This is a genomic window from Alcaligenes sp. Marseille-Q7550, assembly GCF_965112015.1.
Genome location: NZ_CBCOPU010000001.1, coordinates 537,033 through 551,302, shown reverse-complemented (window position 1 = coordinate 551,302; position 14,270 = coordinate 537,033). Strand labels below are relative to the sequence as shown.

Genomic DNA, 14,270 nt, shown 5'->3' with positions numbered 1-14,270 from the left:
GCTTCGTCCAGGTGGCCGCCGGGGGCTCCGCCCACGCCGATGGCGCCAATGGTGTCATTGCCCACCTTGACGGGCACGCCGCCGCCCAGCAGCAGAAAGCCCTGGATGTCGCCCAGATTGGCGGCGCCGGCGTTCTTCTGGGAACCCTCCAGCATGGCGCTGGTCAGGTTGCGGGCCGAGGCGGAGGTAAAGGCCTTGTCGATGCTGGCGCTTACGGTGTGAGGACCGGCCTGGTCGGCGCGCTGAAAGGCGCGCAGCACGCCGGCGCGATCCACCACGGCGGCCGATACGTTGTAGCCTTTGGCCGAGCATTGCTTGACGGTCTCGGCGGCCAGGCGGCCGGCCAGGGCGACTTCCTGGTGCTGCTCCACAGCCCCATCGCCGTCAGCTTCTACGTCGTGGCCGCACTGTTCCTGACCGTGCCCTGGCTGCTGAAACGTGTACAGCGCTAAGAACGCAGTCCGTTGCCCGACGCAATCCCGTGGCTTGCCAGGAGGGGCGCCACGTGAATAAAGGCGCCCCTGACGATACGGCCGTCCGGCTTTACCTGGACCGCTGGAACCTGACGCCGGATGGACCCGCCCTGCGCACGCCCAGCTCCACGCTGGCGCCCGTGCGGCGCGACGGAACGTCGGCCATGCTGAAGATCGCCCACGCCGCCGAGGAACAGATCGGCAACGGCCTGATGGTCTGGTGGAACGGGCGCGGGGCCGCCCCCATCCTGGCGCACGACGACCACGCCCTGCTGATGGAACGGGCCTTGGGCGGACAATCCCTGGAGCGCATGGCGACCCAGGGGCAGGACGAGCAAGCAAGCGGGCTGCTGTGCGCCGCCCTGGCCCGCCTGCACGAGCCGCGCGCCGCTCCCCTGCCCAAGCTGACGCCACTGCAGTCCTGGTTCCGGGATCTGCTGGCTGCCGACCCGGTCGCCTGCCCCATGCTGAAGCGCAGCGCCCAGGCGGCGCGCCGCCTGCTGGACGAACCACAGGATATTGGCGTGCTGCACGGCGACATGCACCACGGCAATCTGCTGGATTTCGGGCCGTCAGGCTGGCTGGCCATCGACCCCAAGGGCCTGCACGGCGAGCGCGGCTTCGACTATGCCAACCTGTTCTGCAATCCGGACCCCGCCACGGCCCTGGCCTTTTTTCACCGCCGCCTGCAGCAGGTCGTACGGACCGGCGGCCTGGACCGCCGCCGTCTGCTGCAATGGATCCTGGCCTGGAGCGGCCTGTCCGCGCTCTGGCTGATGCAAGACGGAATGGACGCCGCAGGCCGGCTGGATGTGGGACGGATGGCGGCGCACGAGCTGGACCTGCCTGTTTGATCAGGCAAAGAACCACGACCCTTTCTACCTGAACGCCCCAGAACCGCACATGCATCAATCTGACGCTTTCAAGGCTCGAAAGCCAGCGCCTTCTGCCGACCTGCATTCTCCACTTTATTCTTCAGGGCCTATGTAGTAACGTTGCCACGTAGGCCCGTAATTCTTTCTGGAGACGCCCATGACCGTGACGACTTTGTCCAGCCGGGAGCTGAACCACGACCTGGGACATGCTAAAAAGGCAGCGCAACAAGGTCCTGTCATCATCACTGATCGCGGCAAGCCCGCCCATGTCCTCATGAGCTACGAACTGTACCAACGCCTGATCGGCCAGCAACGCAGCCTGGTCGACGCCCTGGCCATGCCCGGCCTGGCGCAGATCGACTTCGATCCCGCACCCAGCCGCATCCACGGCAAGCCGGCCGACCTGTCCTGATGTTCATCCTGGACACCAACGTCATCTCCGAACTGCGCAAGGCGGGCGACAACAAGGCCCATCCCGCCGTCGTCGACTGGATCGCCGCCCGCAGCGCCCAGGATTTCTTCCTGTCCTCCATCACGCTGATGGAACTGGAAATGGGCGTGCTGCGCATCGAACGCCGCGACGCGCGCCAGGGCGCCCTGCTCAGGCGGTGGCTGGACACGCGCGTGCTGCCCGAATTCGACGGCCGCATCCTGCCTGTGGACGACGCCGTGGCCCTGCGCTGCGCCCGCCTGCACATTCCCGATCCCCGCTCCGAACGCGACGCCCTGATCGCCGCCACCGCCCTGGTGCACGGCATGACGCTGGCCACGCGCAACACGGCGGATTTCAGGGCAACGGGGGTCAGATTGGTCGATCCCTGGGCGAGCGCCTGACAAGCTCGCCCGGCCTGTTCCTGCCGGTTCACAAATCCCCGTACAATCGCCAGCGGCGTCGCCCCTCTTGGGCAGGCCATGCGCGAAACAGGGACGAGCATAGGCAAGCATCGCCGCACCACAGAACAGGCACAAACCATGACAGAGCACCAAGCCGCCCAGCCCGGCCCGTCCGACATTCCGCCCGCCCGGCGCTGGCCCTGGCTGAGCATTCTGCTGGCCCTGACCCTGCTGGCCTGCCACGGCTGGCAGCTCCATCAGGCGGATGCACTAGGGCTGTCCGGTTCGACGCTGATAACGGAACTGGGCGCCAACGTCGCTCTCCTGAGCGCCACGGGCGATTACTGGCGTCTGCCCGCCAGCCTGTTCCTGCACCAGTCCTGGGAGCACCTGCTGCAGAACCTGCTCGTCCTGCTGGCCGTGGGCCTGGCCCTGGAGGCCATCCTGTCCCGCTGGGCCCTGCTGGCGATTTTCACGGCAGGGGGGATATTCGCCGCGTGGGTGTCGGCCTTCGTGCACTTCGACTACACCGTCCAGACCCTGCTGGGCGGCGCCCGCCAAGTAATCTATGTCAGCACAGGCGCTTCAGGCGCCATCCTCAGCCTGACCGGCGCGGCGCTGATCCTGGCGCTGGCCGCCCAATGGAACGGCCGGACCTCTGCGCACACCAGAAGCCTGATGCGCAGCGCCCTGTTCGTATCCGTGCTGACCCTGGGCTACGGCATGGTGGACACGAGCATCGACAATACCGCCCATATCGCGGGGTTCGGCTTCGGCCTGCTGGCCGGCATGGTGATCGCCGTGTCGCAGTATGCCTCCAGGCCCGCGTTGCTGCTGGGCTCCGGGCTGCTCGCCCTGGGCGTGACGGGCCTGATCGCCTGGACGGGCTATCAAGGCATCCGGCAGAACCCCTCCGCGCAGGATCTGCGGCGGATCACCCTGGACATGCAGAGCGAAGCAACCAGAAGCCGCGACCAGAAGCGCCTGTCGGCTGCCGAGCAGGAAGGGTTGCCTCCGGCCGCCAGCGCCGAGGCGGCGCAAGGCCTCGTGATCCAGGAGCCATTCGTGGGCAGCGTCTACACCGCCGGCTCGGCGGACCGCCTGCACCTGCTGAAGAACTACGACGAATCCGAAGCCAAGGAGTTCGACCTGAGCACCGGCCGCGTGGTCTCTACCTGGGCTCGCCATTCCTATCCGGACGGCATGACCTGGGGTTGTCCGCACAAATCCTGTTTCGGCGTCGGCGTCGCCGACCTGCACATCGATGCCCGGCAGGCGTATTTCGCCAATCTGCTCAAAGGCGAGGTCAGCCGCGTGGACATGGCGTCCGGCAAAATGCTGTTCAGCACGCCCACGGGTTCCTTCCCGAGCCGCCTGCTGGTGCACGGGAACGTGATCTACGCCTATGACTGGGCGGCCGCCACGCTGACGCTGCTGGACGCCCGGAACGGCAAAGTACTGCAGACCCTTGCACTGGACGACGAGAAGGATGCCCGGTACCGGTGGCCTCATGGCGACACGCTGGCCTTGTCGCAAGACCAGACCCGACTGTACCTGCTGAGCCCATACGGCCGGGTCCATGTCTACGACTTGGCGGCGCGTACGCTGACGCCCTGGGCAATGCCAGCGGGCTCTTCCAGCCCGTACTGGCGGTTCCTGGGCGTCGATCCCGACCGCGTGGTGCGCATGGGCACGGACGGCCTGGGCCGGGTGTGGCTGCTGCATGCCGATGGCGTGTCCTATCCGGACGAAAACCAGCGCGGTCCTGCCATCCTCTACAAACTGCCTCGACAGCAGCGCTACCTGACCGACACATTCATGGACGCGGACGGGCGGCACGGCCTGATCCTGTCCATCCTGGACGGCTACATCGCCGCCAGTTCCGCCCAGACCGGCAGGCTGCTGCGCCTGTATCCCCTGGCCTTCCCCGCGTCCTCGCTGCTGGTCATGGACATTCTGGACAAACAGCGCTTCTATGTCGCCGGCCGCGAGGGAGTCCAGATCTTCGACATAGACCAGGCCTTGCGCGCCGACCCGATCGCCACCGACTACCAGCGGCTGCTGGACGACGAGCGCAAACGCATCAGCGCCCTGAACCCGGCCTGAACCGCGCTTTTCCTGCTGCGCGCGCCTGAACAGGCGTGTGCACAGCAGTTATTTTCCGCGGAAATCCCGAAACTCCCCCGACTTGGCCGCTCATCCAGAAAAACCGCTTCCACGCGGTCTCTTTTTCACAAAACAAGTACGAAGAAATCCCTCTGTTGGGCTTTTCGCAGCAGCGTTGCCGCAACGTAAAATACATGCCTGCTCAAGCACTTCAAGAAAAAATATTCTACGCATCAAGGAATCAAGCATGTACATGTTTCTGCCATTTCTGCTGGCACTGGGCGCGACCCTCGGCGTGCTGGTTGGCAAGACAAGATTCGGTTATGCCATGTGGGCGACGTTGGTCCTCATCACCCTTCTCTCGTTCGAGTACCACGTAAGCGACCCGCTGGCCCTTTCTTTCTAAGACGCGACGATGAAACACCCCGTTCAGCCGGCCAGCCCCCTGGCCGTGAGTACGCTCATGAATACGCTCGGCCTTTTGGGCATCTGCGTCGCGCTCTTGATCGCTTTTTATTACCAGCTTGCGAAGTCGGAACTGCCGTGCCCCCTTTGCCTGCTCCAGCGAGCCGGCCTGATCATTGTCGGCTGCGGATTCCTGTTCAATGTCCGCCTGGGCGTCAGAGGCGCCCACTACGGCATGGTGCTGGCAGGTTGCGTCATCACCGGCCTGATTGCCGTGCGGCAGGTATTCCTGCACATCCTGCCGGGCGACGCCGGCTATGGCTCCGCCTTTCTCGGCCTGCACTTTTACACCTGGGCCTTGGTCGCCGCCATCCTGACCGTGCTTGCCGTCGGCGTCATGCTGAGCCTGGGCGACCGGGAGTTCCGCACGCTGAAGCTGCCGGCCCTTTCGGGCTTGAGCAAGGCCGTCGGCGTGCTGTTCGTCATCCTGATCGCGGCTAATCTTATTTCCACCATCCTCGAATGCGGAACCGGGCAATGCGAGGACGATCCGGTCAGCTATCAACTGCTGGAATGGACCCGCAGGTGAGCCCGCACCGGGCGCGGAATACTGCAGCCCGACGCTCAGGTCGGGCATGAGGAGGGGACCGACGCCTCGTCCTTAGTTCTACAATCAAGGATTTGCGAGGCGCCGCCGCATGCGGCGCCCTGTCCATGATGGTTCTTCCGTTCCGGCACAGCCGCCCTTCGTTTCCAGGGGGCTTCCTATGAATTCTCCCTCCACTACCCGACGCCCGCTCCACCCCGCCTGGGGCATTGCCCTCGTGGCGCTGATCGCCCTGGTCGGCCTGTATTACGTGAAGTGGTCGCCCTACTACGACCGCGCCTTCGTGGCGGCCCAGACCCACTCCATCGGCAGTTCCATCCTGACGGACGCCAGCGGCGCCGTGCCGGCGCCATCCTTCCAGGCCGCGCTGGACTACGCCATGGCCTATGGCAAGGCCATCTGGAAAGCCCTGCTGCTGGGCCTGTTGCTGGGTTCGGCCATCCAGACCCTGCTGCCGCCGCAGTGGATCATCCGCTGGCTGGGCGGCTTTGGCGCGGGCAGCGTCGTGAAAGGCAGCCTGCTGGCCATTCCCGGCATGATGTGCACCTGCTGCGCCGCGCCGGTCGTCAGCAGCCTGCGGCAGTGCCGGGCCGCCCCCGGCAGCGCGGCCGCCTTCTGGCTGGGCAACACCATGCTCAATCCCGCCACCCTGATCTTCATGGGCTTCGTGCTGGGCTGGCATTGGGTCGGACTGCGGCTGGGACTGGGCATCGTCATGGTGCTGGGCCTGGGCTGGCTTATCAACCGCCTGAACCGCGGCAACAGCGCCACTGTGGAGGTGCCGGCCGCCGATATGGACCCCGCCGGCCTGCACGCCGGCCTCTTGCTGCTGCGCTGGGCGCGCAGCTTCGGCCGCATGGCGCTGCGCCTGCTGCCGGAGTACGTGATCCTGGTCCTGCTGCTGGGTGCCGCCCGCACCTGGCTGTTTCCCGTGATGGACATGAGCATGGACAACAGCCTGGCCTGGATCCTGGGCGCGGCCGTCGCCGGCGCCCTGTTCGTCATCCCCACGGCCGGCGAAGTCCCCATCGTCCAGGCCATGCTGGCCCTGGGCGTGGCCGCGGGCCCCGCCGCCGCCCTGCTCATGACCCTGCCCCCCATCAGCCTGCCCTCCCTGATCGCCGTCTCCCGCTCATTCCGCCGCACGGACCTGGCGGTGCTGCTGATAGGCGTGATCGGGATGGGGATGCTGGCGGGCGGAGTGGCTGTATTCTTGAGTTTCTAAAGTCGCAAGCCGTGCATGCCGGCACCATGGGTCTGTTCGCCACCGATGCTTTATGCATCACAGGGCGCCAGTTACACTAATCCGGTCTTTCCCGCATGCATCGCACACTCGATTGAGTCGAACTCCAAACTCCAGCCCCCTGCCGCCGGTACTCGCCGGCCCCATCCTGCGGCGCCTTGAGCCTGACCGCCTTGTGCTCTGGCTCGTCGGCAGCGCACCGCTGCGCCTGACTCTGCTGCTCGAACCCAGCGGCGAACCGGCCCGTCAGGTATCGCTGGACGCCACGTGCTGCCGCCTCCTTCCCATCGGCCGCCACGCCTATCTGCATTTGATCGACGTGAGCCTGCCTGAGCCCCTGCCGCAGGACGCGCTGATCCACTACGATCTGATCGTCACCGCAGAGGACGGCCGGCAAGCCGGCATTGCGCAATGGGCGCCGCACCTGCTCCATGATGGCGCAACGCGCCCCAGCCTGGTGCTGCGCAGCCGCGCGGACAACATCCTCTACGGCTCGTGCCGCAAGCCGCATCATCGCTCCGCCGACGGGCTCGCGCGCGCCGACGGCCTGCTGGCCGGCCAGATCGTCCAGGCCGACGCCCGGCCCGCCATGCTCATGCTGTGCGGCGACCAGGTCTATGCGGACGACGTGGCCGGCCCCATGCTTGCAATGATCCATGCGCTGATCCAGCGCCTTGGCCTGTACGGCGAGCGCCTGGACGGCGCCGTCGTCTCCGACAGCGCCGAGCTTTACGCCCATCCCGCCGGCTATTACCGCCGCGAGGATTTGCTGCCTGCCTTCAAATCCAACGAGGCCTTGCGCGAACGCTTCTTCGGCGGCGTGGAAAAACCCATCTTCACCACGGCCAATGCGCACAACCACCTTGTGACGCTGGCCGAAGTGCTGGCCATGTATCTGCTCGTCTGGTCGCCCGTGCCCTGGCAGCTCCTGCCCGAGCCCGAAATGCCCGCCCTGGATGCCGAACACATGCAGCGCTGGCAACGCGAACTCGGGGCCCTGCAGGGTTTCCGCCAGGAGCTGCCCCGCGCCGCGCGCCTGCTCGCCCACGTCCAGACGCGCATGCTCTCTGTTGACCACGACATCACCGACCACTGGAACCTTTCGGCCAAATGTGTATCCACGGCCTACGGGCATCCATTCCCGCGGCGCATCGTGGGCAACGCCCTGATCGCCTACATGCTGTGCCAGGGCTGGGGCAACCGGCCCGACGTCTTCGGCGCCGTGCTCGACGACACGGATGCCCTGATGGCCGCGCCCGACGACAAGGGCCGGCTCGACGCCGCGGCGCAGGATGCGCTGGTCGATCGTCTCCTGTCGTTCAAGCGATGGGATTATGTATTGCGGACTCAGCCCACCGTCATCGTGCTCGACACGCGCACGCGCCGCTGGCGCAGCCGTCGCCTGCCCAGCCGCCCCTCGGGACTGATGGATTGGGAATCGCTGGTCGAGCTGCAGCATGAACTGCTGGATGAAACAGCCGCCGTGATCGTCTCCCCAACCCCCATGTTCGGCGTCAAGCTGATCGAGGTCATTCAACGGATCTGCACCTACGCCGGCCATGCGCTGACCGTCGACGCGGAAAACTGGATGGCGCACCGCGGCGCGGCCAGCGTCATGCTGAACATCTTTCGCCACTCCCGCACGCCCGGCAACTACGTCATCCTGTCGGGCGACGTGCACTACTCCTTTGCCTACGACGTGCAGGTGCGCGACAGCGACCGCATGCCGCACATCTGGCAGATCACCAGCAGCGGCATCAAGAACGAATTCCCGCGCCGGCTGCTGGACTGGCTGGACCGCCTGAACCGCTGGCTGTACGCGCCGCGCTCGCCCCTGAACTGGTTCACCCAGCGCCGCGACCTCGCCATCGTCCCGCGCCTGCCCGATCGCCGCCGCCGCGGCGAACGCGTGTGGAACGGTTCGGGCATAGGCCAGGTCTGGCTGGACGCCCAGGGCCGCCCCTCCCGCATCCTGCAGCACAACGCCGACGGCCAACCGTCCACTCAATTCCTGAAGCCCGAACAAGACCAGCCCGAAGTGGCGGCCGACAAGCAACCGGCCACGGACGCCTAGTCAAGGCTGATCAGCCCGTCTCATCGGGAGCCGCGGCAGCGCCTGCCGCCGCCCAGGATGGCGCACCTATGGCGCGACGGCTGCGAACACCTGCTGCGTATCCTGGAGCGCAACATGGACAGATCACGAAGAGCCGAAAAGATCTCTCCAGCGTCAGCCAGTATCTTGTTAAGCTTGCATTGGCGCACTCGATGCCGAATAGGCAGGAACAGGAGCAAGAAGCAAATGAGAAAATTTTTCGTCAATACAGGCCTTGTTGTCCTGGGCCTTTCTACGTGGCCCCATGCGTGGGCAGACACCGCCAAGCCATGCAAAACCGGCTCGACGGCGGAAAAGCCCGGCTACGAGACGGGCGCCGTGGACAAGCGATTCAAATTCGGCGGCACTCCGGCGCCTCGGGCTTTGCCGATGCAGCCCGGCGCGCAAGCGCCCTCGAAAGACAAACAGGATTCCATCTTCGGAGACGGATCGAAAATATCGAAAGAATTCCGAGTCCAGGAAGAAAAGAATCGTGGCTACACAGGCACTCGATCAGTAAAAGCCTCGAACGGCGACATCGAGTTCAGCATTACGCAGGATGACCGCAATCCCAGCAGCCACGCGGGGCAACCATCCATCTTCGGATCGAGCGGCTACAACAACGGCCGCCCCCCCGGCATGCAGCCCGGCCCGACCGTGGACGACATCATGACGGGTAATCGGAATTTCAGGAGATAAGGCAAAGCGGGGGCTTTCGCCTTTGGGGCTTGGCGCACATTACAGATGAACCGGGCTGACGCCTGGCCCACCCGACGGACAAGCTGGTTTTCTTGAGGTTTTTGTGCCGGCCCCTCAACTAGTAACCCCTCGTTTAGTGCTTCGTCATTGGCGCGATAGCGACCTGATCGCTTGCGCCAAGATGAATGCCGACGCCCGGGTCATGGAATTCTTTCCATCACCGCTCATCCGACAGGCCAGCGATGCGCTCGCCCTGCGAATCAGAACCGGATTGCAGGAAAACCCATTTGGCCTATGGGCAGTTGAAATACCGGGTTCTGCTGACTTTGCCGGTTTCATCGGCTTGGGCATACCCTGGTTCGAAGCGCCGTTCATGCCCGCCATCGAGATCGGCTGGCGCTTGGCCAGTGATTTCTGGGGAAAAGGCTATGCCACCGAAGGGGCTCGCGAAGTGTTGAGATATGGCTTTGAGGAACTACGGCTCAAGGAGATCGTGTCCTTCACAGCCACAAACAACGTCCGGTCCCAGCGAGTCATGACACGCATCGGCCTCGCCCACAAAAAAAGCGATGATTTCGATCATCCCGCACTTCCAGAGGGACACCCCCTGCGCCGCCATGTGCTTTATCGCCTCAAGCGCGAACATTGGGCTGAGTCATCTGTGCGGCGTTGAAGGCTCGGACACGCGCATGCCCGTTTCGAAGACGATACGAACGACCCAGATACCAGCGGTGAGTTCAGAAATGGTCGCCGGAGCCAAAATCGAACCGGCACGCCTTGCCGCAGGAGAAGTTGAACTGAGATGTGGGGTTAGATAGCCCCTGCCTGCATCTGAACCGATAGCGCCGGCCTCGGCTCCGCCGCCTGCAGCCACGCTGCGCAGCCCGCCGGCGAACTCGTTCCGCTGACGTAGAGCGCGCCGGATCCATATAAGGCGAGACGCTCTCGCAACGAGAGGCCCTGCAGGACCCAGACGCCGCCGGCGCGGTCCGTCCAGACGATGCGAGCGTCGGTCCCGCCCAGCGCCTGGAGCAGACCCGCGGCCGATGCGTTCGGCCGCAGCGCCACTACCGTCGTGTCATTGTCGCCGCGCAGGGGAAAGAGATTGGCTGCGGCAGCGCAGCTTAACGCGACGGCCAGCAGGCCGACGCCGACGCGGGAGCGCCTCTTCGGCGGACCGCCGCCCGCGGACCGGCCGCGCCAGCCCACGAAAAACGGCGCCAGCCCAAACACCACCAGCCATGCCACATCCCAGACCAGCGGCATGTCCGAGCCCATACGGATGCGGTGAATGCCGATGATCCAGTGCGAGAACAGCGCATCGACGATGTGCCACATGCCGAAGCCCATCCAGAACACCGGCCACAAGGGACGCAAGGACGCCGCCGGTGCGCTTTTCCACACCCGGTAAAGAGTCCACAGGCCGAACGCGGCCAGCACGTACATGAAGGCATGGAACAGGCCGTCCGCGGCCACCTGCATGCGCAGATCCCCCAGGATCCCGGTCTGGATTGCCGACAGCAAGTGATGCCACTGCAGGATCTGGTGCAACAGGATGCCGTCGAAGAAGCCTCCCATCGCGAAGCCCAGCAGCGCGCCAGCGCGGCGCACGCCGCGCTCGGACGCGTCCAGGGAGGGCGCCACGTCCACGCCTTACCCCGGATTCTTCGGACCGCTGCGCTTTTCCAACACGGCAGGCGTGTCGTCGGCGGGTTTGAATACGCCCGAGTCCTCATCCCCGTGCGGATTCGGCGAGCCGTCGAATTGCGTCGCCTTGCGGCCGGCAGGCTCCGCTTGGCTCTCTTGTTCGCGCCGGTCTTTCGACTGTTTCAGATCCTTTTGCACACGCAAGGCAATGTCGACCTGGGATTCGCTGCTCGGCTCGGGCGCCTTGCTAGATGGCTGCTGCTGCGGGTCGCTATTGTGTGATGGCTTCATGGTCGTCTCCGTTATTGCTTACAAAGCGCCCTCTAGCAAACGTCGTACCCGGCTGCGCAGACTCCAGGTCAAGCGCCGCCGACGCCGCGCACAACCTTGCCTGTCCCGCCACAGGCATCGCACGGCTTCTGATCGACCTTGCCGCTGCCGTTGCAGGCGGGGCAAGCGACCTCGCCGGTGCCGGGCGTGCCGGGAGACGCCTGGTCTCCAGGATTCATGTCTTCGGGAGTGGGAGTCGTCATCATGGCCTCCAGTCGACAGGGAGGGCATACGTGCAGCCGCTAGACTTCCCCGTCGGTAAATTCCGCACTTTATTCCGCCCAGGGCCGCGATGCGGCCCTGGCGCCCTGCGCTTATCGCTTGGCCTGCGTGTCTGGATCTTCAGAGCGCGCAAGAAAACTTTGCACCAGGGCGGGCGAGTGCTCTTCCAGCCATTGCGCCATGGCCCGCTCTTCCCCCAGGATGCGCTGGCACACCGCAGCGGTCTCCATGTCGCCGAGGAAGTCGGCCGCATCCTTGAGCTGGGTATAAGCCGCTATTTCCAGATTCTCGAAAGCGAAGCTGAACATCGCGCCCTTGACCACCTCGTCGGAAGCGAAAACGCCCGAGAAGCCCTGGAAAGCAGCCATGACCTTGCCGGTCAGGTCCTTGAGCAGCGACGTATCGCCGCCACGCCGCTCGATGCACGTGCGCACCAGCCGCTGCTGCTCGCGGGTTTCATCGATGTGGCGCTGGATGCGCATCCGCAGTTCCGGATAACTTTCGATGCGCGAGAGCATGCTGCTCAGCATGGTTTCAGATTGCTCCTCCATGGCATGCGCATCCCTGAGCCAGTCCATCAAGTGCTCGTTCGCACGTGAGTCATTTCTATCCATAGCATCCTCCAGTCAGTTTGCCTCCCCGCAACTGCGGCAGGCTGCCGGCCTCCAGCATGCGGCGTTCCCACGGGATGGGCTGGGCGCTATCGGTGCGATGAAATGTTGGTCAGGACGGGGGGGTTTTTGCTGTGGAGGGTGGGGTCGGCTTGGTTTGGCGGTGTGATACTGAGGCTGAGGACGGCCTGTCTTTCACCAGTCCTAGATCCTTAATTTGTTTGTTATGACTAGAGCTGGGCGCGTCAGTGCTTCAATGCACAGCAGGGAAGATTTTTAGATAGTGCCCGGGGTCGGAATCGCACCGACACGCTTTGCGGCGGAGAATTTTGAGTTAGCTCGCTACACAGAATGATAGCTGAAATCCAGAGTAAGCAATATAAGGTACAGATATCTGAAGTCGATGCGGCAGCAGCGCTTGTGAAAAATTTAGGGTAAGTGGTCGTATCTTGTCAGTGTACCCGCCGGGTATCTGAAGCACGTCATCTTTCTTTGATTGGCGTATTGTTATCATGGAGCTAGTCACGCTTAGGCACTCTGAGCTTCTAGCCAATTCATAATTTCGCCACCTAAGACTTGGATGTAACGCGAAATATAGCTGCAAAGTATATGAGGATACTTTTTATCAATTGATACCTTCTCACCAATAAAATAATAACCAATAGATACTATTTCTGGATTTTCATTATTTTTATAACGAGTTCTATCCGCTTCGCAAAGATAAGCCTTTTTTTCTATTATAGCTCTGATGGCTTCGGCTTCTTTTGACAGTTGAAGCATACCTCCCGCATGCATTAAACAGTTTCTAATTTTTTGTGAGCTTTTAATCTGCTCATACATTATAATTTTTTCAGGCGCTATTCCTATTCTTCTAAAATAATTAAATATTTTCTCAATGCCTATACCTTTGACAGATGAGAACTCTATACCGGACACCTCTTCCGTTGCGATTGCAAGTTGCAAAATATAAGCCTCAAAGATAGAAAGCGCAGAGAAGAGATTACCGGATGAAATCATGTATGGGTAGGTGTTTTCCCAGCGACGCCCATGAATCGCTGCGCGTGCGGCGATGAATTCTGAATATTTTTCGGCATCGGGAAAATAATAAGCAATTTTTTCTCTTCGATCGACTTTTCATGACTGATAGTGTAATGGCTTTTCCAAACAAAATCCATTATATCGTTCCATTCCTGTCTCGCGCTCGCCAATATTTTAGAAATATTATATAAACACCTTTTTGGCGGAGACATCTTGTCTTTCTCGATCAGCTCTTTTACGAAAGCATTTATTAAGTCTTCCCTAACCATCTCAAATACCCCCTCTTCAGCTGCTTGATAATATTACTTAAAATTATTCTGCCTCTATCTGTGGCTCTACCTCCGGTTCCGGATCAGGAAGAGCATAGGTGTTTAGCCAATCGATAACCACTTCGGCATATTGTGTAATCAACGACCGGGTATATTCAATCAGTTCGTTAAGCTCACGGCTTCCTGGAGCTGTAAAAGAGGCTCCATGTCCGATTGCATTTCTCATTCCTACTAAGCCGCCAAGCTTAGATAGGTCGAGTTTTTGATACGAGCTCATTGCAGCCAAGCCTAACGCTTCAGCGTTAACGGTGACCACCGCGTCATTAACATTGGAGTAAGTAAGGACAAGGTCTTTTACATCTTGTTTGGAAGGGAACGGCTGTTGGTGCCACGCATCGAGGCTTCCCAAGACTTTCGAGGATAGATGGAAACCACCCTTTGTTATTTTTTTCGATAATCCTGAAGTTTGCTGAAACACAGAATCTTCTCGCTCTAGCTCTATAACATCTCTAACAATGTCAATGAAGCTTTTGAAGAAGTCAGCTTTTCTTAACCAGAAAGCGCGAATTTCAGGCGGGCAGTCCACCGCCCTCGCTGTACTCTCTCTAATCGACTTCAGACATAGTGAAGTCCATATTGAAAAACACCGTTCCCAGACAGAATACAGCATAGGAACTGCCATTAGTCTGACAGCCTCTGGGTGAGCAGCTTCAGCGCGGACGATATCATTGACACGATTTATCATCGCAAGGCATTCATCGTCTCTTACGTAGATGATTTCAGCTATGTAATCTTTCCTGGTTTTGGCGATAAACATAC

At 61.9% G+C, this 14,270-nt stretch carries 17 protein-coding genes and 1 pseudogene; 11 read left to right on the top strand and 7 right to left on the bottom strand.

Annotation, left to right across the window (positions count from 1 at the left end; genetic code table 11):
- Positions 1-44: 44 nt before the first annotated feature.
- Positions 45-371: pseudogene (locus ACWPWO_RS02595) on the bottom strand (GlcG/HbpS family heme-binding protein); the annotation flags it as partial.
- Here ACWPWO_RS02595 and ACWPWO_RS02590 point away from each other — a divergent pair.
- The 11 genes from ACWPWO_RS02590 (at position 312) to ACWPWO_RS02540 (ending at position 10,007) form a co-directional block, all read left to right on the top strand.
- On the top strand, positions 312-452 hold the full coding sequence (locus ACWPWO_RS02590) for a hypothetical protein (RefSeq protein ID WP_454006337.1): 141 nt from the start codon (positions 312-314) through the stop codon (positions 450-452). The pseudogene ACWPWO_RS02595 and the gene ACWPWO_RS02590 overlap by 60 nt on opposite strands.
- A 53-nt stretch (positions 453-505) precedes the next feature.
- Entirely contained in the window at positions 506-1,327 is an 822-nt protein-coding gene (locus ACWPWO_RS02585) for an aminoglycoside phosphotransferase family protein (protein ID WP_454004191.1), read from the top strand.
- Between the two features lie 178 nt (positions 1,328-1,505).
- A complete protein-coding gene (locus ACWPWO_RS02580) occupies positions 1,506-1,760 on the top strand; it encodes a type II toxin-antitoxin system Phd/YefM family antitoxin (RefSeq protein WP_454004189.1) in 255 nt (84 codons plus the stop codon).
- A complete protein-coding gene (locus ACWPWO_RS02575; protein WP_454006241.1) occupies positions 1,757-2,182 on the top strand; it encodes a PIN domain-containing protein in 426 nt (141 codons plus the stop codon). The genes ACWPWO_RS02580 and ACWPWO_RS02575 overlap by 4 nt, the downstream gene beginning before the upstream one ends.
- A 138-nt stretch (positions 2,183-2,320) precedes the next feature.
- Positions 2,321-4,288 carry a rhomboid family intramembrane serine protease gene (locus ACWPWO_RS02570; protein ID WP_454004187.1) on the top strand — a complete coding sequence of 656 codons (1,968 nt, stop codon included), beginning with the start codon at positions 2,321-2,323 and terminating at the stop codon, positions 4,286-4,288.
- A gap of 247 nt (positions 4,289-4,535) precedes the next feature.
- Positions 4,536-4,694 carry a DUF5993 family protein gene (locus ACWPWO_RS02565; RefSeq protein ID WP_454004185.1) on the top strand — a complete coding sequence of 53 codons (159 nt, stop codon included), beginning with the start codon at positions 4,536-4,538 and terminating at the stop codon, positions 4,692-4,694.
- A gap of 57 nt (positions 4,695-4,751) precedes the next feature.
- Positions 4,752-5,282 carry a disulfide bond formation protein B gene (locus tag ACWPWO_RS02560; protein ID WP_454004183.1) on the top strand — a complete coding sequence of 177 codons (531 nt, stop codon included), beginning with the start codon at positions 4,752-4,754 and terminating at the stop codon, positions 5,280-5,282.
- 178 nt (positions 5,283-5,460) lie between these two features.
- Entirely contained in the window at positions 5,461-6,525 is a 1,065-nt protein-coding gene (locus ACWPWO_RS02555) for a permease (protein WP_454004181.1), read from the top strand.
- A gap of 52 nt (positions 6,526-6,577) precedes the next feature.
- Positions 6,578-8,617 carry an alkaline phosphatase family protein gene (locus tag ACWPWO_RS02550; protein ID WP_454004179.1) on the top strand — a complete coding sequence of 680 codons (2,040 nt, stop codon included), beginning with the start codon at positions 6,578-6,580 and terminating at the stop codon, positions 8,615-8,617.
- Positions 8,618-8,842: 225 nt separating this feature from the next.
- Complete coding sequence (locus ACWPWO_RS02545) at positions 8,843-9,334, top strand: hypothetical protein (protein WP_454004177.1); 492 nt, start codon at positions 8,843-8,845, stop codon at positions 9,332-9,334.
- A 103-nt stretch (positions 9,335-9,437) separates the two neighbouring features.
- Complete coding sequence (locus ACWPWO_RS02540) at positions 9,438-10,007, top strand: GNAT family N-acetyltransferase (protein WP_454004175.1); 570 nt, start codon at positions 9,438-9,440, stop codon at positions 10,005-10,007.
- A 137-nt stretch (positions 10,008-10,144) separates the two neighbouring features.
- On the opposite strand, the gene ACWPWO_RS02535 is transcribed toward ACWPWO_RS02540, so the two are convergent.
- From ACWPWO_RS02535 to ACWPWO_RS02510, 6 genes are all read right to left on the bottom strand, one after another.
- Entirely contained in the window at positions 10,145-10,978 is an 834-nt protein-coding gene (locus ACWPWO_RS02535) for a DUF2243 domain-containing protein (protein ID WP_454004173.1), read from the bottom strand.
- A 9-nt stretch (positions 10,979-10,987) separates the two neighbouring features.
- On the bottom strand, positions 10,988-11,272 hold the full coding sequence (locus ACWPWO_RS02530) for a hypothetical protein (protein WP_454004171.1): 285 nt from the start codon (positions 11,270-11,272) through the stop codon (positions 10,988-10,990).
- A 68-nt stretch (positions 11,273-11,340) separates the two neighbouring features.
- On the bottom strand, positions 11,341-11,517 hold the full coding sequence (locus tag ACWPWO_RS02525; RefSeq protein WP_454004169.1) for a hypothetical protein: 177 nt from the start codon (positions 11,515-11,517) through the stop codon (positions 11,341-11,343).
- Positions 11,518-11,625: 108 nt separating this feature from the next.
- Positions 11,626-12,147 carry a ferritin-like domain-containing protein gene (locus tag ACWPWO_RS02520; protein WP_394063812.1) on the bottom strand — a complete coding sequence of 174 codons (522 nt, stop codon included), beginning with the start codon at positions 12,145-12,147 and terminating at the stop codon, positions 11,626-11,628.
- A 525-nt stretch (positions 12,148-12,672) separates the two neighbouring features.
- Positions 12,673-13,161: a hypothetical protein gene (locus ACWPWO_RS02515; RefSeq protein ID WP_454004166.1), complete on the bottom strand. Its 489-nt coding sequence runs from the start codon at positions 13,159-13,161 to the stop codon at positions 12,673-12,675.
- A gap of 333 nt (positions 13,162-13,494) precedes the next feature.
- On the bottom strand, positions 13,495-14,268 hold the full coding sequence (locus ACWPWO_RS02510; RefSeq protein ID WP_454004164.1) for a HEPN domain-containing protein: 774 nt from the start codon (positions 14,266-14,268) through the stop codon (positions 13,495-13,497).
- Positions 14,269-14,270: the final 2 nt, after the last annotated feature.

Coding starts and splice junctions, on each gene's coding strand:
- ACWPWO_RS02525 (WP_454004169.1), bottom strand. CDS start 11,517: ATGATGACGACTCCCACTCCCGAAGACATGAATCCTGGAGACCAGGCG.
- ACWPWO_RS02520 (WP_394063812.1), bottom strand. CDS start 12,147: ATGGATAGAAATGACTCACGTGCGAACGAGCACTTGATGGACTGGCTC.
- ACWPWO_RS02560 (WP_454004183.1), top strand. CDS start 4,752: ATGAATACGCTCGGCCTTTTGGGCATCTGCGTCGCGCTCTTGATCGCT.
- ACWPWO_RS02550 (WP_454004179.1), top strand. CDS start 6,578: ATGCATCACAGGGCGCCAGTTACACTAATCCGGTCTTTCCCGCATGCA.
- ACWPWO_RS02555 (WP_454004181.1), top strand. CDS start 5,461: ATGAATTCTCCCTCCACTACCCGACGCCCGCTCCACCCCGCCTGGGGC.
- ACWPWO_RS02510 (WP_454004164.1), bottom strand. CDS start 14,268: ATGTTTATCGCCAAAACCAGGAAAGATTACATAGCTGAAATCATCTAC.
- ACWPWO_RS02570 (WP_454004187.1), top strand. CDS start 2,321: ATGACAGAGCACCAAGCCGCCCAGCCCGGCCCGTCCGACATTCCGCCC.
- ACWPWO_RS02530 (WP_454004171.1), bottom strand. CDS start 11,272: ATGAAGCCATCACACAATAGCGACCCGCAGCAGCAGCCATCTAGCAAG.
- ACWPWO_RS02545 (WP_454004177.1), top strand. CDS start 8,843: ATGAGAAAATTTTTCGTCAATACAGGCCTTGTTGTCCTGGGCCTTTCT.
- ACWPWO_RS02515 (WP_454004166.1), bottom strand. CDS start 13,161: ATGATTTCATCCGGTAATCTCTTCTCTGCGCTTTCTATCTTTGAGGCT.
- ACWPWO_RS02565 (WP_454004185.1), top strand. CDS start 4,536: ATGTACATGTTTCTGCCATTTCTGCTGGCACTGGGCGCGACCCTCGGC.
- ACWPWO_RS02580 (WP_454004189.1), top strand. CDS start 1,506: ATGACCGTGACGACTTTGTCCAGCCGGGAGCTGAACCACGACCTGGGA.